23 protein-coding genes are annotated in these 23,678 nt (G+C 32.6%); 9 read left to right on the top strand and 14 right to left on the bottom strand.

Annotation, left to right across the window (positions count from 1 at the left end; all coding sequences use genetic code 11):
- Window positions 1-22: 22 nt before the first annotated feature.
- A complete protein-coding gene (locus tag GKZ86_RS18935; RefSeq protein WP_154784623.1) occupies window positions 23-1,600 on the top strand; it encodes a DUF5123 domain-containing protein in 1,578 nt (525 codons plus the stop codon).
- Window positions 1,601-1,715: 115 nt separating this feature from the next.
- Here GKZ86_RS18935 and GKZ86_RS18940 read toward each other — a convergent pair whose 3' ends face one another.
- The 4 genes from GKZ86_RS18940 to GKZ86_RS18955 all read right to left on the bottom strand — a co-directional run bounded on the left by GKZ86_RS18940 (window position 1,716) and on the right by GKZ86_RS18955 (window position 4,092).
- Window positions 1,716-2,288 carry a pentapeptide repeat-containing protein gene (locus GKZ86_RS18940; RefSeq protein ID WP_154784624.1) on the bottom strand — a complete coding sequence of 191 codons (573 nt, stop codon included), beginning with the start codon at window positions 2,286-2,288 and terminating at the stop codon, window positions 1,716-1,718.
- 42 nt (window positions 2,289-2,330) lie between these two features.
- Window positions 2,331-2,531, bottom strand: a complete 201-nt coding sequence (locus tag GKZ86_RS18945; RefSeq protein ID WP_154784625.1) for a hypothetical protein — start codon at window positions 2,529-2,531, stop codon at window positions 2,331-2,333.
- Between the two features lie 71 nt (window positions 2,532-2,602).
- On the bottom strand, window positions 2,603-3,523 hold the full coding sequence (locus GKZ86_RS18950; protein WP_194632595.1) for an AraC family transcriptional regulator: 921 nt from the start codon (window positions 3,521-3,523) through the stop codon (window positions 2,603-2,605).
- On the bottom strand, window positions 3,520-4,092 hold the full coding sequence (locus tag GKZ86_RS18955; RefSeq protein ID WP_154784626.1) for a DUF6642 family protein: 573 nt from the start codon (window positions 4,090-4,092) through the stop codon (window positions 3,520-3,522). Before GKZ86_RS18955 ends, GKZ86_RS18950 begins: the two co-directional genes overlap by 4 nt.
- Before the next feature lie 282 nt (window positions 4,093-4,374).
- Here GKZ86_RS18955 and GKZ86_RS18960 point away from each other — a divergent pair, with 282 nt between their 5' ends.
- From GKZ86_RS18960 to GKZ86_RS18990, 7 genes are all read left to right on the top strand, one after another.
- Complete coding sequence (locus GKZ86_RS18960) at window positions 4,375-5,634, top strand: putative DNA modification/repair radical SAM protein (protein WP_154784627.1); 1,260 nt, start codon at window positions 4,375-4,377, stop codon at window positions 5,632-5,634.
- A gap of 5 nt (window positions 5,635-5,639) precedes the next feature.
- Window positions 5,640-6,428, top strand: a complete 789-nt coding sequence (locus GKZ86_RS18965; protein WP_154784628.1) for a TIGR03915 family putative DNA repair protein — start codon at window positions 5,640-5,642, stop codon at window positions 6,426-6,428.
- Between the two features lie 265 nt (window positions 6,429-6,693).
- A complete protein-coding gene (locus GKZ86_RS18970) occupies window positions 6,694-7,557 on the top strand; it encodes an AraC family transcriptional regulator (protein WP_154784629.1) in 864 nt (287 codons plus the stop codon).
- A 95-nt stretch (window positions 7,558-7,652) separates the two neighbouring features.
- Window positions 7,653-8,975 carry a TolC family protein gene (locus GKZ86_RS18975; protein WP_154784630.1) on the top strand — a complete coding sequence of 441 codons (1,323 nt, stop codon included), beginning with the start codon at window positions 7,653-7,655 and terminating at the stop codon, window positions 8,973-8,975.
- Window positions 8,976-9,005: 30 nt separating this feature from the next.
- Window positions 9,006-10,046, top strand: a complete 1,041-nt coding sequence (locus GKZ86_RS18980) for an HlyD family secretion protein (protein ID WP_154784631.1) — start codon at window positions 9,006-9,008, stop codon at window positions 10,044-10,046.
- Window positions 10,046-11,644, top strand: coding sequence for an MFS transporter (locus tag GKZ86_RS18985; RefSeq protein WP_154784632.1), 1,599 nt, complete (start codon window positions 10,046-10,048; stop codon window positions 11,642-11,644). Before GKZ86_RS18980 ends, GKZ86_RS18985 begins: the two co-directional genes overlap by 1 nt.
- A 15-nt stretch (window positions 11,645-11,659) precedes the next feature.
- Window positions 11,660-12,247: a TetR/AcrR family transcriptional regulator gene (locus GKZ86_RS18990; protein WP_194632594.1), complete on the top strand. Its 588-nt coding sequence runs from the start codon at window positions 11,660-11,662 to the stop codon at window positions 12,245-12,247.
- Window positions 12,248-12,265: 18 nt separating this feature from the next.
- On the opposite strand, the gene GKZ86_RS18995 is transcribed toward GKZ86_RS18990, so the two are convergent.
- From GKZ86_RS18995 to GKZ86_RS19035, 9 genes are all read right to left on the bottom strand, one after another.
- Window positions 12,266-13,732: a glycoside hydrolase family 130 protein gene (locus tag GKZ86_RS18995; RefSeq protein ID WP_154784634.1), complete on the bottom strand. Its 1,467-nt coding sequence runs from the start codon at window positions 13,730-13,732 to the stop codon at window positions 12,266-12,268.
- A 370-nt stretch (window positions 13,733-14,102) separates the two neighbouring features.
- Window positions 14,103-14,648, bottom strand: a complete 546-nt coding sequence (locus GKZ86_RS19000; protein ID WP_154784635.1) for a YceI family protein — start codon at window positions 14,646-14,648, stop codon at window positions 14,103-14,105.
- Between the two features lie 260 nt (window positions 14,649-14,908).
- Complete coding sequence (locus GKZ86_RS19005; protein ID WP_154784636.1) at window positions 14,909-15,259, bottom strand: cytochrome c; 351 nt, start codon at window positions 15,257-15,259, stop codon at window positions 14,909-14,911.
- Window positions 15,260-15,270: 11 nt separating this feature from the next.
- Complete coding sequence (locus GKZ86_RS19010; protein ID WP_154784637.1) at window positions 15,271-16,116, bottom strand: DUF5777 family beta-barrel protein; 846 nt, start codon at window positions 16,114-16,116, stop codon at window positions 15,271-15,273.
- Between the two features lie 2 nt (window positions 16,117-16,118).
- The gene (locus GKZ86_RS19015; protein ID WP_154784638.1) at window positions 16,119-16,514 is read right to left on the bottom strand and encodes a hypothetical protein; all 396 of its coding nucleotides are present in this window, start codon (window positions 16,512-16,514) and stop codon (window positions 16,119-16,121) included.
- Between the two features lie 105 nt (window positions 16,515-16,619).
- A complete protein-coding gene (locus GKZ86_RS19020) occupies window positions 16,620-17,528 on the bottom strand; it encodes a hypothetical protein (RefSeq protein ID WP_154784639.1) in 909 nt (302 codons plus the stop codon).
- Between the two features lie 329 nt (window positions 17,529-17,857).
- Entirely contained in the window at window positions 17,858-20,371 is a 2,514-nt protein-coding gene (locus GKZ86_RS19025; RefSeq protein ID WP_228526621.1) for a TonB-dependent receptor, read from the bottom strand.
- 27 nt (window positions 20,372-20,398) lie between these two features.
- Entirely contained in the window at window positions 20,399-21,298 is a 900-nt protein-coding gene (locus tag GKZ86_RS19030; RefSeq protein WP_154784641.1) for a FecR family protein, read from the bottom strand.
- Window positions 21,299-21,347: 49 nt separating this feature from the next.
- On the bottom strand, window positions 21,348-21,863 hold the full coding sequence (locus GKZ86_RS19035; protein WP_154784642.1) for an RNA polymerase sigma factor: 516 nt from the start codon (window positions 21,861-21,863) through the stop codon (window positions 21,348-21,350).
- A gap of 202 nt (window positions 21,864-22,065) precedes the next feature.
- Here GKZ86_RS19035 and GKZ86_RS19040 point away from each other — a divergent pair, with 202 nt between their 5' ends.
- Complete coding sequence (locus GKZ86_RS19040; protein WP_154784643.1) at window positions 22,066-23,088, top strand: hypothetical protein; 1,023 nt, start codon at window positions 22,066-22,068, stop codon at window positions 23,086-23,088.
- A 12-nt stretch (window positions 23,089-23,100) separates the two neighbouring features.
- On the opposite strand, the gene GKZ86_RS19045 is transcribed toward GKZ86_RS19040, so the two are convergent.
- Complete coding sequence (locus tag GKZ86_RS19045) at window positions 23,101-23,628, bottom strand: PaaI family thioesterase (protein WP_154784644.1); 528 nt, start codon at window positions 23,626-23,628, stop codon at window positions 23,101-23,103.
- Between the last annotated feature and the right edge of the window lie 50 nt (window positions 23,629-23,678).

A 23,678-nucleotide genomic window follows, 5' to 3' on the forward strand; every position in this document is an offset into this window, starting at 1 on the left:
AGAAAAAAATAATAAAGGTATTATGATGAAAACAAAATATATATTAAAAGGATTAATAGCCACATTAGTACTTGCATTTGCAATTTCAAGCTGCGAAAGTTATAATGAGGGATTGTTAGACAGTGTAGGAAATACAAGAGAGTTTTCTCCACTTGGACTTACGGCAAAAATTAAAAATCAAACTACAGTTGAATTAAATTGGACTCTAAAACAGCAAGAAGTTGCAGATCATTTTGTTGTAGAATTTAGTGCCGATGATCCTGAATTCAAGACAATTTACAAGACAATGAATGTTACACAACAGCAATTGCCTATACAAGTTGCCTTAGAAGGTGAAACAGTATATTCTATTAGAGTAAAATCTGTTGGTACAACCGGATTAGCAGATTCTAGCTGGTCAGTTATTACAGCAACAACATTATCAGAGCAAATTTTCTTTCCTGTTCTGGAAACTGATATTGAAGGAGCATCTGCTACTTTAAGATGGACACCAAATAGCAATGTAACACAAATTACTACTGCTCCGGGAAATATTACACACACCATAACGGCTGCAGAAAAAACTGCCGGAGTTGCTACCGTGACAGGACTTACCGGCGATACATTTTACACCGCTACGTTGTTAAATGGAACTAAAACAAGAGGTACTGCAACATTTACGACAGGAGTCGACGTATCAACCGGTACTGTAGTTAATCCTGAAGATAATTTAAATGTGATCATAACACAAGCAGCGCCAGGTGCAAAACTATATTTAATGCCAGGAGATTATAATGCTTATGTTGGCGATATAATACTAACTAAGCCAGTTACTATTAGAGGAGTTAAAAGGTATAACAAACCATTAGTAAATGTAACTTTTACTGCTGCGGCCGGAGCTTCTGCTATAAGTTTGATAGATTTAGATTTAGATGGTACAGGGATTACCAATTCAGCACTTCTTACTATTACGGGAGCTTCAAGTATATATAATGATATTTTAATAAGCGGTTGTAAAGTTCATGATTTTGCACGTGCTTTGGTTTCTGCAAATGCTAGTGCAACAAAAGTGAAATCTTTGGTAGTAGATAATAGTATTGTTACGAATGTAAATACAAATGTAGGTGCAGATTTTATAGATTTCAGAAATACATATGTTACTGATATCATTCTTAAAAACAGCACATTTAATAACTGTTCAACAGCACGTGATTTTGTTAGAGCAGATGCTGTTGCGCCAGCTAACGGTTTTTCTGGTACAGGTTTAAATACAAATGTATTAATTGACAAATGTACTTTATACAAAGTGTCTAGTACAGCAGCACCAAAAAGAATATTATATGTTCGTTTTAGCGCTAATACATCAGCAGTAAGAAATACTTTGATTGCTGAGACTACAGCAATTTACACAAATCAAGCTGGTACAACAGCACCAATATTTACTCAAAACTATTATTACAATGCGCCAAGTTTTATGGACACAACAATAGCTTTAAATAAAGTTGATGCTGCAGGAATTACAGCCAATCCGCAGTTTACAAACGCTGCAACAGGAGATTTTACAATTGGTAATCAAACTTTAAAAGATAATGCAATTGGAGATCCACGTTGGATTAAATAAATAATTTGTTTTTCATATTTTGATAAAAGGGATGCAATTCATTTTGCATCCCTTTTTTTGTTATAAAAATTTTAAATAAAATCTCCTTAATCTGCAAAATCTGCGAGAAACAATCTCACTCAATATCTAAATCAAATTTTTCTAATAATCCGGCAAGTGCAGCATGCGAAACCTTTGTTCGTTTAATTTTATTTTCAGAAGGATCAAAAGCATAATTTCTTGAAGAACGAAAATCAGTTTTCTCCAGAATACATTCCACGAAAGTGGCATTCGATAAATCACAGTTTTTAAAAATAGCCAAAGACAAATCCGTATTGGAAAAATCAACATCTTTTAGCGAACAATCTATAAACTCCGTTTTCTTTAGTTTTTTGTAAATGAAAGTCGAATAATCAATCATACAATCCTGAAAACGCATCGAAAATAAAAAACTGTTGCTCGAGCTAAAGTCCAAACCCATTAGTTTGCAACCCATAAATTTAATATTCTTAAGTCCTGTATTTTTAAGAACAGCCAGCGAAAGATTGCAGTTTTTAAAAGTACAATCTAAAAAATCGATATAACTAAAATCGCTTTTAGAGAAATTGCAATTAATGAACTCGCAGTTTATAAATTCGTTTTCAGATAATTTTTGATCCGAATAATCAATAGTGTCAAAAGTTTTGTTTTGATGCAGGGCAGTTTCCATAATAAATAAGTTGAGGTTTGGAAAATTGAAGAGAAAGCAGTTTTATTCTAATTCGATACAGTCGAAAATATCGTTTTGAAGCATTACCTCAGAAACTTCCGTTTCGCTGTCGATTCTTAAAATATTATCACAATCCTCAAGATCAAAATTCCATAATGCGTGAGGTAATAATTCGTGAAGTACAACAGTTGCTGATTCTAATTTCGATTTTGAATCAACAGTAGTTTTAAAAACATAAATCATAATTTGCTCTTTTTTACCCTGCAAATTTCAACCAATGTGCCACTATTTTTCTAGGATTTCGTAATCAATAATTAGGACTTATCAATCAATTTTCGATATTGAATAGGCGTAATTCCTTCCTGTTTTTTAAAGAAACGGCTAAAGTAAGAATGATCCTCATGTCCAACCTGCACTGCGATTTCACTTACAGAAAGTGTCGTTTGAAACAATAAATACTTAGCCTCTAATAAAATGGTATCATCAATCCATTTGGCAGCAGACTTGCCCGTTACAGCTTTCACCGATTTGTTTAAATGATTTGGCGTAACATTAAGTTCAGAAGCATAATAATTCACCTGATGATGTGTTTTGATATTCTCATGAATTAATTCCTTAAACTTTCCCGTAATAACTTCAGCAGCTGAAATACTTTTAGAAGTTTTAACCGAATTTTTATTCATTTCATAAAACAGCGTAATCAAATACGATTGCACAATATTCAGATTTGCGCTTGAAGTTTCAGAATATTCTTTTTGAAGCCGGCTCAAAATAGCTGTAATATTAGGAATATCTTCCTTGGCTAAAGTGATTTTTGGATTGCCGGAAATTTTCATGAAATCAAAATCATTAAGCATTTCCCGATTGCCGTATTTTCCAATTAAAATATCGGGATGAAATTGGCAGATATAACCTTTATGTATATTGTTAACATTGTCAAGAGAGAAAATCTGGCCCGCCGGCACCACAATAATTTCGTTATCGGTAGTGATATATTCCTGATATCCCAATTTCATAACATGCTGACCAGCGGAAATAAAAATTAAGGTATGACAAGAATGTTTGGAAGGCGGAACAGGATATTGCATCTGCATTATTTCATCAATTTCAAGACAGAAAAAATGATCAGAATTTGATTTAAAAAGTAAATGCATCGGATTTTCTTCACCAAGAAATCGGTCACGAAAACCTTTGGCGCCGTATGTTTTTACTTTTTCATCGGGTTTTATTTTCATTGTTTAAAATAGTACAATCTAAAATCAAGCAATTGGCAAAGCGCATGATGTTTTTGATACAACTCTTCTACAACTTCAATAAGATCGTCGTTGTCCTGATATAAACTAAAAAATGCCTTATCAATCGTGCTGCAGCTCGCAATTTTATTATAAGTCGATCCATAACCAGAAATGGCGCGCGCGCCGGTTACGTCCAGAAAATATTGTGCTTCTTCTTCAGTTAAATCTAATATTTTTTTGTTGGCAAAATGAATCACTTTTCCTTTCATCTTTCCTTCAAAAAGTTCGGCTATTTCTACAAGGCTGTAATAATAATCATGAAGGCAAATCGTGTTTTCCTGACCCGGCATCACCAGATAAATAATTTCATAATCCTTAAAATTATGATCTTCATAAAGCAATACATTCAAACTTTCTTCTAAACCTTCAATCGTGTCACAGGTTTTATAAATGCTTGCAATACCTTGGTCAATCGCAATTTCTTCCAGATTTTTAACCACATCTGTAGTTCTAATTTCATCTACATCAGGAACACCTTCGAGGCAGAAAATAAATTTTTCAGTATCCATATTATTGTCTTTTAGGTTCTTTAAATCAGGTTAGAACTGGGGCTCAAGACAAATATATTTTTTTATGCGGAAAAACTGTTACATGAAACATATTTTAACAAAAGCTTTTATCAACAGAGACCTGACTGACTCGAAGCCACGGGATAAAACCTGCAAGGTCTAACCAAACACTAAAGAAAAATTTGACACAATTTAGAACAATCAAAATCATTAATTTGTAACGATCTATAACTAATTTTGATTCAAAGAATTTTCATTTCCAAATCAAATAAAAAGTCAAAAATGGTAAACGAGCGAGTGATGGAGAAGCTAGGAATATTAGCGGATGCGGCAAAATACGATGTCTCGTGTTCCTCTAGTGGCAGTAAGCGCGAAAATAAAGATAAAGGACTTGGAGATGCAAAAGGCTACGGAATTTGCCATGCTTATACTGAAGACGGACGTTGCGTTTCGTTACTAAAAATCTTGCTGACGAATCATTGCATTTTTGATTGCGCGTATTGCGTAAGCAGAAAAAGCAATGACATTAAACGAGCCGCTTTTACGGTGCAGGAAGTCGTTGATTTAACCATTGGTTTTTACAGAAGAAATTATATCGAGGGATTATTTTTGAGCTCGGGTATTTTTGATAATCCCGATTATACGATGGAACGTTTGGTTCGAATCGCCAAGAAATTACGTTTAGAAGAAAACTTTAACGGATACATACATCTCAAAGCGATTCCGGGTGCGAGCGATGAATTAATGAAACAAGCCGGAATGTACGCTGATCGTTTAAGTGTAAATGTCGAAATGCCAACTGAACAAAGCCTTAAATTGCTCGCACCGGATAAAAATCATATTGATGTAATTAAACCGATGGAATATCTTAAAAATGAAATTGTCGGACATAAAGAAGAAAAGAAGCTAAATTATAAAGCGCCCGTTTTTGCTCCGGCAGGACAAAGTACACAAATGGTGATTGGTGCAACAAAAGAAAGCGATCTTGAAATTCTGGGTATGGCAGATTATTTTTATCAAAAGATGAATATGAAACGTGTTTATTATTCAGGATATGTGCCCATTAGTTACGATAATCGGCTTCCGGCTATTGGAACTCCGGTTCCGATGATACGTGAAAACCGTTTGTACCAAGCCGATTGGTTGGTTCGTTTTTACGGATTTAATGTCAATGAAATTGTCGGTTTCAACCAGCCAAATCTTGATCTTGATATCGATCCAAAATTGGGTTGGGCTTTGCGAAACCTCAACCAATTTCCGGTTGACATTAACACCGCTGATTTAGAATTGATAAAACGAATTCCGGGAATTGGTTATATGAGTGCCAAAAAAATTGTAGCAGCGAGACAATTTAAAAAACTATTTCCTGAAGATTTGAAGAAATTAGGAATTGCTTATACGCGCGCCAAATTTTTTCTGGCTTTTGCAACGCCGTTTCAAATGCAGCGCGATTTAACGTCGATTCAAATCAAAGATCAAATTTTAAATATCCAAAAAAGTAAATATAAAAACGACTTCTCAAATCAACTTGCTTTATTTTAATTAAGATGATACAGGTAATTTATGACGGAACCTACGAAGGCTGGCTGACAGCGGTATTTGAAATTTATGAATATAAATTTGAAGATGTCGTTTTTGCCAAAGATGAAGCTTCTGCTGCTTTGCTTTTTGCAACGCATCATCATGTAATGACCGATATAGAAAAAGCAAATCGGGTTTTGAACGGATTGAAACAACGCCTTTCGGCAGAAGGATTTTCGAGTATTTATAATGCATTTTTGTCTGATGTAGATCAGATCGAACAAATCATGTTTCAATTTGTCAAATATGTAGTATCAAGTTCAAAAAATGTAGAAGAAGATTTTAGCAATAATGCCGTTTGGGATCTCAGAAAAGCAATGAGAATGACCAGAAAAGAAGCGCACCGAATGGAAGCTTTTGTGCGTTTTAAACTCACAAAAGATAAATTATATTATGCCATTATTGAGCCGGATTGCAATGTATTGCCCATTATAGAAAGCCATTTTAAAAAACGCTACGCAGACCAACGCTGGCTAATATATGATGCAAAACGTAAATATGGTATTTATTATGATCTCGAAAACGTATCAACAATAGAATTGCAATTTAATAATGAATCAAATTCATCTAAATTCTTAGCCGAAATATGCGACGAACAAGAAGAGTTTTTTCAGAACCTTTGGCGCCGTTATTTTAGCAGTGTTAATATTGAATCAAGAAAAAACATGAAACTTCATATTCAGCACATGCCAAAACGTTATTGGAAAAATTTGATTGAGAAGATTCCGGATATAAAAGGAAGAGTTAATCATTGAAAATGAAATGAGTTAGATTTTCAGATGATTTTATAGAAAAGTAAATCTTTAAACTGCTATTGTTTAAAGGTTTACTTTTTTCATTTTGCAATTTCTGTTCTAAAAGCGCCAAAAAGACATACAAATCCAGTGCTTTATAAGTGAATCATCCATCATTTTTGTAGATTTATGGATAAATATGTGAATCGTCCACTATATACCGTCTTTAATTAGACAAAACTACTTATTTATAGGTGAACTTTGCACTGTAGAAATAGATGTAAAGATGAAAACAATAATTCCACTTAAAAAACTAAACGAATCTACTCTGGATATAATGATAGATAAGATGAGTGATGGTTTTGTAGAAAAGATAGGAAGAGAGATTACAAAATCACATAGAAATGATTTTTGTGCCTGTATTTTGCCTAACAATGGAAAAGGAACTTTTTTTGTTGATTTCAAGGAAGTTTATCTTAGCGACGGCTTCATGTTATTCCTGTATCCAGGCCAGGTACAGCGCATAATAAAAACTCAGAAAATTGAGGGCTGGGTATTGTTTTTTGATCATAATCTAATAGATGATTATTCAAGATCAGTATTAGAAGAATCTTTGTATCAGGGACCAGTACTTACTCTTTCAAAAGAGCAGAAAAAATGGTTGTTTCAATTGATGGAATTATTGTATGATACTTCGCTTCTCAACGATATGTCTACATTTCATAAACCAGCCATTAAATCTATTGTTGTATCGCTTATTTACAAAATAACCTCTATTTATCAGGCAAGCGTAACTCAGGATACCAAACAATATTCCTTAAGAAGTAATACGATCGTAACTGCTTTCAGAAAATTATTGCGCGATAATTTTAAAGAAGTTAAAAGCCCTGCAGAATATGCCGGTTTAATGAATCTTTCATTGGGATACCTAAATGACACCTTAAAAATGGTTACGGGAAATACAGTTTCGTATTCTATTCAGGAAGAAGCCATTCGCGAAGCACAACGTTTGTTATGGTATTCTGATTTAAGCATAAAAGAAATAGCCGCGACAATTGGTTTTGATGATCCCAAATATTTTAGCAGAATCTTCAGTAAAATAACAAGCAAATCGCCGGCGCAATTTAGAAAAAGCCATTTAGGCGAGTAGTAAATCAAGTAAAATTATCACAATTAAAAAATTACTTCCAAACGGGAGCAGGCATTCTCATGTCTTATTTGAAATGAATTTTAAAAACAAAAACGATGAAAACAATAATAAATAATCCATTTATAAATATCCTGATGCTGTTAGGTTTTAGTGCTTCCCTTTTTGCACAGGAAAAACATAATATTTCGTTGCAGGAAGCTATTGCAATGGCAAAAGAAAATAACAAAACCGTTCAGGTTTTTGGTCTGGAGCAAAAAGCAGCTGCGGACGATTATAACGATGCAAAAAATACAATATTGCCAACATTGGGAATTGGCGGAATGTACCAAAGATTTTCTAAAGCAACTTTGTACGATCACGGTTTAAACGATGCTACGCAAGTCAGCCGTTTACCAAGTCCTGACGGAGCAAATCTTGGAGTCGATTTAGCATTCAATATTTATTCAGGAGGAAAAACAAAATCAGTAATTGAAGAAAGTTCTTATCGAAATGCATTGGCCGCAATAAATTCTAAAGATCAGGCCGGAAATATTGGTTTACAAACCGCAGTGCAGTATTTAGATTTAATTCGTTTGTATCATTTTAAAGAACTTATTCAGGATCAGGAAAAAAGAGCACAAACAAGATTAAAAAATATTACTTCATTTTATAAAAACCAACGTGTTACAAAAAGTGACCTTTTGCATGCCGAATTAACATTATCTAATGTTTTACTGAATAAAACGCAAAATGAAAATGACATTAAAATTGGCAGCAGAAAATTAGCGATTTTAATAAATGTATCAGATTCAGAAGTGCTATATCCAAGTGATACTTTATTGGCTAATGATTTGAAAGAAATTGTCCTGCCGGAAAATAACAACGATGTCAGTAATTCTTATTTGCTTCAAAAAATAGATATGAATTCGAAAATTCAGTCGACCAGAATTAAAAACCTGAAATCTAATTATTATCCTTCATTAAGTTTTATTTCTGCTTACGGATTCAATTATCCAAACTACTTATTTTTTAAACCCATAGATCAAATTTATTCTGCAGGCTTTGTGGGCGTTAAGTTAAATTATAACATATCATCCATTTATCAAAACAAAAACAAAGTCAAAGCCGCCAAACATAGACTTGATGCGATTGAACTTCAAAAAGACTGGATAAAAGATAATGTAAAAGATGATATTATGGCTTTGAATATCAAATATGACGAGGCTCTAAACAGAATTGAAGTTACAGATAAATCTATAGAACAAGCCAAAGTCAATTTCGAAATTATCAATACGAAATATCTTAATCAATTATCCTTATTAACAGATCTTCTCGATGCCGATAATTTATATCAGGAATCAAGATACACATTTGTCAATGCCCAAATTAGTGCCTTAATTATTTATTACAGATTACAATATACCACAGGAAATTTATAAACCAAAACAACAATTTCAATAATAATCACAATGAAAACAGCAGCCAATAAAAATTCAAACAAAGTATTATCACTAACCGCGATTTCAATCGTAATTGCAGCAGCGATATGTTTTACACTTTACCTTGTAAACGGAACAAATTATGAGGAAACCAATGACGCACAAGTAGAATCTTATATCAATCCTGTTTCTGCAAGAGCAAGCGGATATATTACGAAAGTTATGTTTGAGGAACATCAGGATGTAAAAAAAGGCGATACGCTTGTCGTTTTAGACAATAGAGAATACACGTCTAAAGTTCATGAAGCCGAAGCCGTTTTAGAAGATGCGTATGCACAAATAAAAGTTCTGGAAGCCGGAATAAATGTGGCTCAAACAGGAGTTTTGGTGAATAGAAATCAAATCGCTTCTGCGAAAGCAAGATTATGGCAGCAAAAGCAGGATAATTTAAGATATAAAAAATTATTGACAGATGAAGCGGTAACGGGACAAGAATACGAACAGGTAAAAACCAGATACGATGTTGCCCAGAATGATTATGATGCTACAGAAAATACTTTGTTGAGTACACAATCAAGAGTTCAGGAACTTAAAACCCGTAAAGCTTTGGTCATTGCAGATATTAAACGCAAACAAGCAATATTAGAATTAGCAAAGATTAACCTGACATATACGGTAATTACATCGCCATATAACGGAAAAACTGGCCGTAAACAAATTCTTGAAGGGCAACAAGTGCAATTGGGACAGCCTTTGGTATCGATTGTAAATGAAAACGAAAAATGGATTACGGCTAATTTTAAAGAAACACAAGTAAATGGTTTTTATGTTGGACAATCTGTAAAAATAGAAGTTGATGCTATTCCCGGAAAAACTTTTGAGGGAAGAATAAAGGCAATTTCAGCTTCGACAGGATCTAAATTTTCTCTTTTACCGGCGGATAATTCTACCGGAAATTTTGTAAAAATTATTCAAAGAATACCCGTAAAAATCGAATTTGCAGATTCTAAAACAATTCAGGAAGTTAAATCCGGAATGAATGTAACGGTTGCGGTTTTAAACAAGAAATAATGAAAGCACATCCTTTTTTAAATAGTAAAGCAATGCAATACAAAGGTTTGACTTTTGTATTATTAGTTCTGGTTCTTTTTATTGCATTGGCACAATTTTCTTCCTATAATCTTATACAGCAGCATTTAATTTCATTTTACGGCGTAGAGCCCGAAGATATATCAATGTCATTGATGGCAACTTATTCAGGAATTATAACTTTTTTGCCAATACAGTTTCGTTTGCAGCGTTATTTTACGGCAAGGAAATATTTAATGACCGCTTTATTGTTGGGTATTTTAATCAATTTTGGAAGTTTTGCAACGCATGATATAGTTGTATTTATCGTGTTGAGGTTTTTTCAGGGAACTGTAGTTGCAATTTGTGTAGGAACGATGTTAATTGTTCTGTTTTCAACTCAACCAGGAGAAAAAAGAACGCTGATAGGATCCGCAATTTTCTTTGCAGCAATTTTGACCACATCTGTAATTACGGGAATTCTTTCTTCGTGGGTTGCTGTAAATATGAATTGGAATTTTGTTTATTATGGTTTGATTGCTCTTCAGGTTTTAGCGCTGGTAATTTGTTATTTGATTTTTCATCCTGAAATGAAACACCGTTCTTTTCCGCTTTATCAAATTGATTGGACGGGAGGTTTATTCTTTGCAGGTTTCAGTCTTTCTTTTGCTTATATTATGATTTACGGGCCAAAACAATATTGGTTTTCATCTCCTTCAATTCTAAAAATAGCGTTATTTGGTTTTGTAATGCTTTTACTTTTTGTATACAAACAAGCCATTCTAAAAAGACCGCTTATAGATTTAAGAGCTTTCAAATATGGTAAGTTTATTTTGGGTTTGTTTTTTCTGATTCTTTTTTACGGAATAAAAGATACAATCAATTTAATTTACGGATATGCCGGAGGTATTTTGGGTTGGAGTTCTACAGACATTGTTCAATTGGGTTTGTACAATAGTGCTGGCGTTATAATTTCAATCGCATTTTCTGTCAAAATGATTCTTAAAAATAAAATGAATGTTCCAAAACTAATAATAACGGGATTTCTAATAATGATTTTTTATAATTTATGGATGTATTGGTCCTTAACGCCCAATTTGTCTTTTGCTGATTTAGCTGTTCCCGTTTTCATTCAGGGAATTGCTTCTGGATTTATTTTTTTACCTGTGCTTATTTTAACGATGTCAGCAGTTCCTAAGTTTACAGGATTTACAGCTATTATAGTTTGTGCTTATGGGCGTTTTATTGGTACTTTAAATTCAATTTCCGGATTTTATACGATGCAATTGAATTATAATAAAGAATACAAATTAGGTTTTTTAACGCACTTAACTACAGAAGACCAGAATTTGGTACAAAGCAGTTTAAATTATCAGAATTTATTTTTGTCTAAAGGTTACAATGCTGAACAGGCAAATGCGTTGTCGACTGCTATGATTAACAAAGCGGCCACAATACAAGCACAATTATTAACGAACAGAACCATTTTTATGATAGGAGCTTTATTAATGTGTTTCGCAATTGTAGTGATGCTTGTTTTTATTATTGGCAGTAAAATTATTGCTGCAAGAAATCAAAAACAGCAAAATCTTGCTGCATAATTTAGTGCTTTGAAAGTGGATACAAGAAATAAAAAAGATCAGATTCTCGATATAGCAGAAAAACTGTTTTGTAATTATGGTTCGAAAGATACTACGGTGCGACTTATTGCTCAGAAAGCAAATATCAATACCGCAATGCTGAATTATTATTTTAAGTCTAAAGAAAATTTGTTTGTAATGATATTCGAAAGAAGGATAGAACAATTTAAAACCGCTGAAAAGAGAATTGACCTGAGAAATAAAACGGCTTCGGAAGAACTTTTGGTTTATATTAATTTTTTCATCGATTTAATCGCAGATCATCAGCCTTTTTATAAATTAATGATGAAAGAGAAATTGTCGAATGAAAATGAAAAAATTGTTACGCTTATAAATTCTTATTTTAAATTGAATCGCGAAACATTAAAAAATATCATAAAAAGAGAAAGTATTTATAAACAGGCAGACCATACCGATATAGAGACTTTTATAATGACTATATCCGGATTTTTAGTCTGCCTTATTTTTAAATTAGAAAGTGAATCAGAGTTGGTAAATCAAAGAAATAAAAACAAAGCAAAACAATATCTTGAAAAAGTTTTAGTAAGCTTTGCTGTTGTTTAATCTTTACTAATTTCAGTTTTATTTACTTTTTTTCAAAGCGTCTAATAATTCTTTCATACTAACTACAGCATAAGTAGAAGAATAATCAGAAACAGCATAAGGTAATATAAGGCTGTCGTTATGAATAATAGCGCCGCAGGAATAAACAACATTTGGCACATAACCTTCGCGCTCGTCTTCGAGTGGTGAAAGCAATGGTTCGCTCAGTCTTCCAATTTCTTTAGACGGATCATCAAGATCTAATAATGAAGCACCGATACAGTAACGTCTCATTGTACCAACACCGTGCGTAATAACGAGCCAGCCATCCGGAGTCCAAAGCGGAGAACCGCAATTTCCTATTTGTGTAAGTTCCCACGTATAACGCGGTTCTTGCAGCAAAATCGGATTGTTCCATTGCGTAACACGATCAGAATACATAATGTAATTGTTCACACCATCAATTCGGGCAAGCATTGCATATTTGCCTTTTATCTTTCTGGGAAACAAGGCAAGATTTTTATTTTGTGCACCAATGCCATGCAAAGGCATTACTCTAAAAGAATAAAAATCTTCGGTAGAAATAAGTTTAGGTAAAATGGCGTGACCGTTATAAGCTGTGTAGGTCGCCATGATACGAACAGAATCGTCATCATCAATAAAACGAACAAAACGAGCGTCTTCAATTCCGCGGCTTTCAGATTCAGATATTGGAAAAATAACGCGTTCTGTAATATCAGAATCGTGCTTAAATTGCAAATCATAAAATGAATTTGCTAACCAAAGTATTTCTTCCAGTGCAGTTTTTCTTTCCTGACTAATCGATGGGTCGCTTAAAGCAGTATTTACCATGTTTTTTAAAATGGCAAATTCGAATTCATTAGGCAAATCCTGCATAATTTGCTCTATATATTTATCCTGCGTATGCATTTCAGACAATTTCGACAGAAATCGCTCTTTGTTGAATAACGTTTTATGTTCAATCTCGGCCTTGTCAATATTATGGCCAATTTTCATTACCTGCAGATTATTGTCTTTATCCAGAATTCCTCTTCTAAAAACAATAGAAGAAATATGGCCTTCGCCTGTTGCACGGAAAGAAATGATAACGCGTTTTTCTCCTAATTCTAAACCTGACTGGTCAAAATCTTCTACAATAGAAGGATTGAAAATAGCAGCAGATTCAATAGCATATTCCATAGTACAAAAAGAACCAATCAGCATTTTTCTGTCAAGAGATAAAGCTTCATAATCTATTTGCATCGCTTCTATTAAAGGTCTGATTTTCTCGCAATGTCTAAAAAATATAGCCGAAATATTTCGATGACGCCTGGCAAACTCACGAAGGGTTTGTTCTAAGGTTTCTAATACTTGTTTTTCATCCAGCACCATTATCCGGCTTACCATTTGTTGTGTTCGTTCTTCGCCATTCATAAAATATCGGGCAACAACTCTTTTGGAATCTGGGATAAATTTTATATTTTTTCGGATTACGGATACTCGCATAGTTTTATTTTTTTAATTACAATAAAAAGGAGTGCATTTTTATGTATTAGTTAAATTATTTCAGGAATGCTGTGCTATAATTTGTTTTAGAAAAACGTAGAAGCAGACCTGTACGAAACAAGATTAATACGGTGTATTAGCTCTAATTCTATAACAAGTTAATAATTTTGTTAACTAAAAAAAACTTTATTTTTGTTAAAATTCTCCTCGGCGTTGCATTTCTTAATTTATAAACTTTAAAGAGTAAGATTTGAAACATTTTATTAATGAGGTATTTGCGATATAAAAACGCTGTAAATATAAAAAAAGTGCTGAAATAAAATATTTAGCACTTTTAGTAATTCTGACCAGTTAAAGTCTATTTACGAGTTTATAATTTTGTAAGCGATAAATTCAAACCCACTTTGATTTTATCAGATACTTTTTTACTAACCAGTTTTGGTATTTCAATAGCAAAGTCTTCTGCTTTTACGTCAAAATTTCCTGTTATCGTAATTTTATCATCAGCTTTTAAAATTTTGGCGTTTACGGTTATTTTTTTTGTTTTTCCGTGCAACGTTAAATCTCCTGAAATTTTAAAGATTTTAGGAGTTGATGAAAGTTTTGATGCATCAAAATCTTCTACTTTTCCTTTAAATGTAGCTTTCGGAAATTTATCTGATTCTACATAATTTTCATTAAAATGTTCTTCCATTAACGCCACTTTAAACCGAAATCCTTTCATGAGCGTTAATACGGCAATTTCTCCCGTTGATGATTCCAGAATAGCAGATGTATTTTTATTTTCTGCTGCCACTTCTTCAAAAGAATCAACAGTTGCCTCAAATTTTAAACTCCCCGTTTTTGTTGCATATTTTTGAGCAGAAACATGAAATATTCCAGCCAATAAAAACAGCAGTACAATTCGTTTTTTCATTTTTTTAGTATTGATTAACCCATTTGGCGTAATTAAAAAAAAGCAGTTTAACACATAGAAACATAGATTTTTTATGTTTAAAAGAGTATAAAAAAGAAACTAGTTTCTTCAGACATAGTCCCGATCCCGAAACTTCGGGACGGGATTGTTGATGTGAGTTGAGTGAAACGTCTTTTATAAGTTTACAATCCCGTCCCGAAGTTTCGGGATCGGGACTATGATTCTATGTGTTAAAAATAATTACACATAACGGGTTATGATTAGTTTTCTAATAATCCATCCGTGTTCCATTGCAGAATTGTATTTATTTTATCCTGAGACATTCTTCCCGCTTTTGGCATTTGTCCGGGAGTTCCGTTTTGGCGCTGAATTCGATCTAATAAATTAGTGTTTTGCATAGCATCTTTAACTTCGGCATACGTTTCCAGAGGTGTAAGCGTTCCTCCAGATGGATGACAAGCAATGCAATTGGCATCAAAAACAGCCTTAGTATTTGCGTTGTAGGTAACTGTGCCAACAATAACTTCTGGTTCTTCCAAACTTTCGTAAGTGTTAGATTCACAACCGTATAATGATAGGATAATGCCAGATAGATAAATATATTTTTTCATATTTTATACTTTTAAAAAACTCTATATAAATTAAACCCAAAGAAAAAATCGCCTTTTCCCCAATCGCCTGCAGCACTCGTAAGATAACCGCTCTCGGTCATAGATTGAGAATTGGTAAAAAGCAATTGAAAAATATGTCCTCCGGTTTCTATGTCAAGTCCAACAGATAATGGATTATTATAAAAGTCAGGTTTATTAAAATTTGCACCATATTCTAAATTAAGAGAAAGCCTTTTGGTCAGTTTTAATCTTCCGCCTGCGCCTAACGTAAATTGATTATCGTTTTCTATATCCGGATTATACAGGTTTTTATGAATGTATGAAGGCACCAATTCCAGCGATAATTTATCAGAAAATTTTCTTGAAATCAGAAGTTGATTTACATACGCTAATCGATCCGAAAATTCAATTTTAGGATAATCGTCCTTTTTTAATCCACTATTAAAATCTATTGTACTATAACCCACAATATCAACAGGAAACTCATCATTTTGTCTAACAAGCCTGTATTTTAACGAAGCTTCATTTATTTTTAGCAAAGTATGATGTGATGCACTTACAGAAAGCCAATCGGTTACACCATAAATTCCACCAATTTTTGTCGTTGCATCATCAAAACCAAAAAACTCCGAAATTCCGCCTTTTACAGTTCCAAAACGATGCGATATCACGATATATAATTCTTTTTTGGCAGCTAATTTTGTCGATTGCAGCGTTATAATTTGCAAACCTTTAAAAGTGGCTGTTGCATTTTTATCAACTACTTGCGTAGAATCCAGGCTGGAGAGTAAATCCTCTTGGGCATTACTATATAGGCAGATTAAAAAACTGGCTATTATGAATATTTTTTTTTTCATATTTAATGTTGTTGTATACTGCATTGATCAAATTTGACTACTCCGAATAAATCATCAAAACCAATACATCTTCCTTTTACATTGATCTGTTTGTTCATGAAAGCCATTTTTGCCTTTTCATTCATTTTACAAAATACTTTACCATCAATTACCATTGAAGAATCTGTAACTTCTGAAACTTTTCCTTCGATTTCAATTGTTTTATTTAAATATTTTGAATCTCCCTTTGTAGGATCGAGCGTATATTCTTTCTCTAAATTTTCAGCAGTAATCGTAAGTATTGATTTTTCACTATTGATGTCTCGGGCATCTTTGTATAAAATATTTTGATAGATATAGTAGGGGCCAAAACTTATCACTAACAACACTATCAAAATCTTGATTTTTGTTTTACTCATCTGATTTTATGATTTTAATTTTGACGTAGTGTACTGGATTTTTTCTTTTTATTATTTCAAATTAGCCCAATTTCTATTGGACTAATTTGAAATATACTGTGCTTTTTAGATCGCAAGTGGCGAATCTTTTACAGGTACAGGCCAAACAGCAGGAGCAGGGAAACTAATTCCTTTGTTGGCACCTCTTACGCTGGCATCTTGTCCGAAATAGTATAAAGGCCAACCGTTGTAAACCAATTGAGATTTACCAAAAACAGTAATTACACTAAATTTAGTTTTGTCAAGAGAAGAAGGAACAACAATTTTGTCTGTTTCATATATTGGCCAAACAGCATTGTTAGAAAAATCTTCTTTTGTGAAATTGTTCTTTTTAAAATTATCATTTTTGAAAGTATACAATGTTAAACCTTTAGCATCTGTAAAATAAGTCGTTACACCATCTCCAACAGTATAATCTGATTTGTAGTTTTTACCATCATGGCCTACAAGCTGGCTTCTTACAATCATAATAGAATAATCAGGTTTTGCAATAAACCAAATACCGCCAAATCCGTCTCCAGTTGTTTGACCCGGAGATTCAATAGTATTTGTTCCTGCGTTACCATAAGGATCAGTTCCTGAAACCGGTGCATAATAATACAATGGCCAGCCTTTATAGGTTAATTGTTTTTTGTTAGATGCAGTAGTTATGGTAGCAAAATCGGTTAATGTTAATCCTGCACCTAATTTATCTGCAGTTAAATTATCTACGAAATAAGGAGGCCATAAAGCTTCACATCCTCCTGTACAAGAAGATTGTCCGTTTGCATCTGTTGAGAAAAAATATAGTGATCTTCCGGTTTTATCTGTAAGATAAGAACCTAATGTCGCGCTTGTCGCAAGGTTAACTTCTGTTTTTAATTGAGGAGTTGGAGGAGTAGGATCAGGTGTGTCACTATTATCACTACTACAGCTTACGAAAAATGTTGTTGCTGCAAGAGCAACTAAAGCGAATTTGATTTGTTTTAATTTCATCGTTCTTTTAATTTAGGTTATGTTAAAAAGGGAAAATTTATACTTTACAGAAATCGTAAAGTGTTCTTGTTTGGTGATTGTTTATCAATGGTTTTTCTTTTCGATAAACATTTCATTCAATAATCTTAAGCTTATTGTTATGAACTGTCATGAAAAAAATAACCCTGATGATATAGTATCAAGTTTTGTAAGGCAGTCATTTTTTATTCTTTTGATAGATTCAATAGTAAAACAGCTTTAATGCAGATTACCCTACCAAAGAATTGATATTTTATAAAAAAAAATAAAAGAGAAGTACGGAAGTTTTTAAAAACCGTGTAGGAATTGTGTTATAATGAAACTCTAAAACTCAGATTTGGAGTTCGTTGCAGTGAAAAAGTTTCGACTTCTTCTATAGAATTTGTTAAGGAACTTATTCTATAATATTCACTGATTTCATTTCGTCTGTTTAGGACATTTAAAATAGATATGCCTAATTTGTATTGAATTCCTTTTGAAGTTTCCCACTTGTAAGTAGACGAAATATTAACCTGTGAAAAAATATGCAGATTTGTATTGTTCGGTTTATTGTAAACCAAAACTGGATCTGAAAGATCAATTTGAGAAAGATCAGGAGAAGTTTTTGGCCTGCCCGAAGACCATTTTGTCCCCAAAGCAATTTTAAAGTTATTCTTCTCATAAATTCCAGCCCACGATGCGGTATGCATTACCTCGAAGTTGTTAGGAAAACTAGGATATTCATAATTAGAAAAATGATAATTATTATGATTATACGTATAACTTAACCAGGTCAGAAAATGATTCATTTTTTTTTGAACAAGCATTTCTGCTCCCCAAACTTCATAATCGCCATTAGTTTTAACAAACTCTAACTGATTCTGAAAACCCTGGCTGGACGTTGTAATTCCGGCTACTTTTTTATAAAAATTTTCGATATCAAACAACCAGTCATTCTTTTGGTAGAATAAATTTAGAGATAATTGTCTGCTTTTTTGAATTGGAATTGTGGTGTTGTTTGAGATAATCCAACGTCTTTTTTCAATACCAAAATAATCTTTTTGTAAATCAATGGTTTGCTGTGAATTTTGACTTTTTAGCTCGCCCAGCAATTCTAAATTTAAATTTTTATTGATGCCATAACTCAATTGAATTCGGGGCTCAACAATGTATTTTTTAAATTTTTCGATATAATTGATTCGCGTTCCGGCCTTAAAATATATTCTGGAAATCGTGTCGTTGTATTTTCCTTCTAAAATTAAGGCATGAGTTCGCAGCACGTCTTTAATTTTTCTGTAGAAATCAGGATTCGTTACCTGCTCCAAATTAGTAATACCAATTTCATTAAACTGATAACCATCGTTAAAACTAAATTTAGAAGTAATAATATGGTTGTTCTCTAAATTAATTCCATTATTGTTTACTGTATTTTCCTGAATGACAATTTGATTTTCAAAAGTTGTTTTTTGATTCGCCAGAAGTTCATAAGCGGAGTTATAAACATTAATTTTTGTTGTATTAAAGTTGTTCCAGTTTCTTTTCCAGGACAAATTTCCTCCATAATTTTGCTGGCGTAAAACATTGTTTTCAGATCGGTTTATGTCATATACAGTCGCACTTTGAAAAACTTCAAGATTGTCTTTAATGGTAATTAAGTCTAATATTATTTGATCTTTGGTTCCTATTTTTTGAGCGTATTTGAGCGTGGCATCATAAAAACCAAACTTTTTATCACTTTGATAATCGACATTTTGATTTTTAGAGAAATCAGTGATTGTAGTGTTTTGAAATACTTTATTGAAATATTCTTTATACGTAGGCGTTTCTACAAAATCAGTAATTGATTTACGTGCCGAGATTTCGATATAACTCTTTTTCGAAAGATTATATTTTGCATAAATATCAGCATTAATCATATTTATTCCGGCGCTAAAAGAGTTTTTTTCTGTTGTTTCGGGAGTAGAAGAAATAGCGACTACACTCGAAACACTTTCTCCGTAAAATGCAGAACTTCCGTTTTTATAAATAGAAATAGTATGGGCCAAATTTGGATTGAAGACTGATATTAAACCAAAAAAATGTCCCGTTTGGTACATTCGAATTCCATTCCACAAAAATAAATTCTGATCGTGTGTGCCGCCGCGAACGTTGATGCTCGAAACGCTTTCATCGATACTGTTTACACCCGGAATTTGCTGCATCGTCTGCAAAGCATCAGGTTCAATAAGTCCGGGAAGAATACCAAATTTTTTGGGTTTAATTTCAAATGATCCGTCTTTATTTTTTGAAATTCCTGAAGCCAAAATAGCATTGGCTTTAATTTCTGCCAGTTCTGTAATTTCAGGTTCTAATAGTATTTGAATACAATTTTTAGAATCTGAATTAGCCACCACAATTCTTTTGGTTACAAACCCAACGTGACTAATTACAAATATATTTTGATCTTCTTTTTCAAACTCAAAATAACCGTTTGAATCCGTAGTAAATTGGGTTTTATTTAGCAAACTAATATTGGCGTTTTCAATAGGTTTTTTATCCACGCCTGAAAAAACATATCCGCAAATGATTTGCGATTCATGATCTCTGTTTTTTTTATAAATATTAATGAATTTGTTTCCAATGTTTTCAAAAGATAAATTGGTTTCCCTGGTCAGATATTGCAGTTTTTGTTCTAACGAAAGTGACTTTTTTGGAGGAATTAATTCGAGCCCGGCAATATTGTCTTCAGTATAATTAAAGCTAACCTGATGTTGCTGTTCAATATCAATTATGATTTTTTTAAAAGGCACAAGTTTTCCTTTGTCCTGAGCAAAAAGGTTCAGGGCAAAGAAAAATAGAAAAAACAAAAAATGAAATTGTTTGGGGAGCAACATTTATTTTTCGTCAAAAATTATTTTATTTTTTGAGACTTTTTTCGCCTCTAAATGATACGTTGTGCTAATAATCTGCAAGGCTACATTTAAATCTTTAGCGGGTAATTTTCCTGTAAATAGTGAAACGGTATCTTTCGTATTTAATTCGATTGTAATATTATATTGCCTTTCAACTTCGTCTAATATGGTTCTGATATTTTCTTTATTAAAACAAATTTGATTGTCTATCCATTCTGGTTTCAATACACTTACATTTCTGTTAACTTGTCTGCCGTTTTCAAAACTAACGCTTTGTCCGTGCGTTAATAAAATTTGGGTATTTGCATAATTTACTTTTACGCGTCCTTCATAACACACGACATCAAACCTGTTTTTTCTGGCTTTAACATTAAATTGAGTTCCCAAAACAGATACTTTTCCCAGACTGGTTTGTACTTCAAATCGTCTGCCTTTAGCAACTCTGAAATAAGCCTCACCTTTTAATTCGAGACGCCTGTTGTTGTTCCAGTTCCATTTTTTATAATTTATTTCAGAACCTGAGTTTAAAACTACTTCAGAATTATCAGGTAATAAAAAAGTGGTTTTTTCTCCAAAATTTGCTGTCTGCGTCTGAGGCACAAAAAATTTCATAAAAAAGGTAATTCCAAGAGCTAAAATAAAAATAGCGGCTGCTCTAAACATCCAGTTTTTGTATAAAGGAATTACTTTTGGAGTTGCTTTTTTCTGGCTCAGAATATTCGACAACATAGCGTTTTCATCCAAATCACTTACTTCTAAATGATTTGTATAATTTTTTATCTTTTGGTATTTTTCAAAATCGGGACTTGCTTCAAATTCAGCTAATTCATCCGGAGATAAATCATCGTTAAGCCATTTAGCTAATAAGCGATTTTCTTTCATTGTACTCTATTATATTATTAAAACAATTAGAACGAAGTTTACCCTACTTTTATAAATCAATTTCTTTGCGTAAGCTTAACAAAGCGAGATGAATGCGCTTTTCTACTGCCTTTACGCTAATGTTTAATTCTAAGGCAATTTCGCTGTATTTTTTTCCATCAATTCGGTGCATCAAAAAAGCAATGCGTTGTTTTTCGTTTAAGTTTTCAATGGCTTTCAAAAGTTTGGACTGAAATTGTTTTTCTTCCAGAATATATTCCGGATTTTCGTTTGTTTTATCCAAACCTGTAAAGTTTTTTTCATATCTCAAAACAACTTTCTGGTGCGCAATTTCGTTCAGACTGCTATTATTTGCAATCGTATAAATATATGATTTTGCTTTTTCTAACGGTACCGAAGCACAGTTTTGCCAAAGTTTTACAAAGGCTTCCTGAGCTAAATCGTCTGCCTGATCGATATTGCCAAATTTGTAAAAAAGAAAATTCCGAAGCGCTTTTATGTGACTTTTAAAAAAAGACGAAAAGATTATTTCATCACAAGTGTTTGATTGGGTTTTATTTGGCATTTGGATTTTTCAATTTGTACAATGCAAAAGTATTTGTTTTTAGTTTAAGTAGGGTAAAAGCAAAGCTGATTGTTTTATATAAACATGAAATGCTATTTTCTTGTGATAATGAAGGGTTTAAAAAATTGAAACAGAAACCCTTGATGCCAAATTTATTAAAAAACAGTTTCTTAAATTTTATTACCTTTGTAAAAATATAAATATGTTCCCTTTCAAAAAATATTTATCAATAATAGTTTTCTTGTTTCTATTGTCTTGCCAAAATGAAATAGATGAGCAGGGTAATAATACTGCACAAGGAACAGTTACTAATGCATCTCCTCTTACTACTTATTTGCAAAGGGTTGCAATGGTTCAGACCGTGCAGGATAATATAATCGACGGATCGACTTATTGTACCATAAAACTCCCTTATACGGTTACGGTTAATAATACTCAAATTGCTGTTAATACGACCGCAGATTATCAAAAAGTAGCAGACAATATCAACGCAAGTACTACGGATGATGATATTGTAAAAATTGATTTTCCGGTAACGATGGTGTACTATAATTACATCCAGAAAGTGATTCCCAATGAAGCTGATTTTGATTCTTTAATCAATTATTGGAATCAATATCCTGATCTTTTATCTAAAATAAACGGACTCAATATCAATTATCCTATAACAATTAATAGCTATAACAGCGCCAATCAAATTGCAAGTTCTCAATCTATAATAAGTGATCAGGCTTTTTTTAATTTTATAAAAAATTTGAATGCCAGTCAGTATATTTCATTACAATATCCAATTTCGATAGTAGATTATCATGGTCAGACAAAATCGGTAACGAACAATTTAGAGTTCGAAAATGCTATAAAATATGCTATTGATTACTGCCCGGAAAACAATATTGTAACGCTTGATTTGACAGAAGTGATAACAAAAGGTTCCTGGGAAATACCATATTTCTTTTCCGGTTCAGAAAAAACAGCTTCGTATACTGGATATTCATTTGTTTTTAAAAGTGATAAATCAGTAGTTGCTACTAAAGGCGGCGTTTCAGAAACAGGTCAATGGGAAAATACAGTACAAAGTGGCGTTAAAGAATTAAAATTAACTTTTAGTTCAGATTTACTGAGTAAACTGAATAACGATTGGAAGTTATTTGAATTTAATAATTCACAAATACGATTACGCGACGTAAGCAATAGCACCAATTATCTTTATTTTGAAAAAAAATAAATCCTGATAATTTTAAAGTTTCTTTTTGTTTTCTCTCTTCTTCTTGAAATAACTTTTATCAGCGATATAAATTGTTTTACGGACTTCACAAAACGTAATAGATTTTTCTTTATTGGTAAGGAAAGTCGTTTTTACGATTTCTAATTCATTTTGTTGAAGGATCTTGTTTTTAATATCCTCCAGCTCTTCCAGCGTAAAAGTAAAATCGGCATATAAATCTTCTTTCGCCGGACGTTTAAAATAAATTTCGGCTGATTTATCCCAAACAACAAAATTTTGGTCTAAAAGATTCATCAGTTGAATCATCGGAATTGGATCTACGGCTGCAAACATACTTCCTCCAAAAATAGAGTTTACATAATTTTTGTTTTTATAACTAATAGGAAGTTTTATCTGTACATGCAATAAATCATCTGATATATTGATGACTCTTGCGGTGCTTCTTCTGTACATAGGAGACAGATTAAAGCCGTATTTAAAAAGTTTTGGTTTCCCAATATACTTAGATCCTATTGCTGCTAATGTTTGATATATTGACATTTATTATTTGTTTGAGGATTGCGATTAATTCTGGTTCTTGTTTTATTGAC

Source organism: Flavobacterium sp. LC2016-13, from assembly GCF_009707955.1.
Taxonomy (GTDB): Bacteria; Bacteroidota; Bacteroidia; order Flavobacteriales; family Flavobacteriaceae; genus Flavobacterium.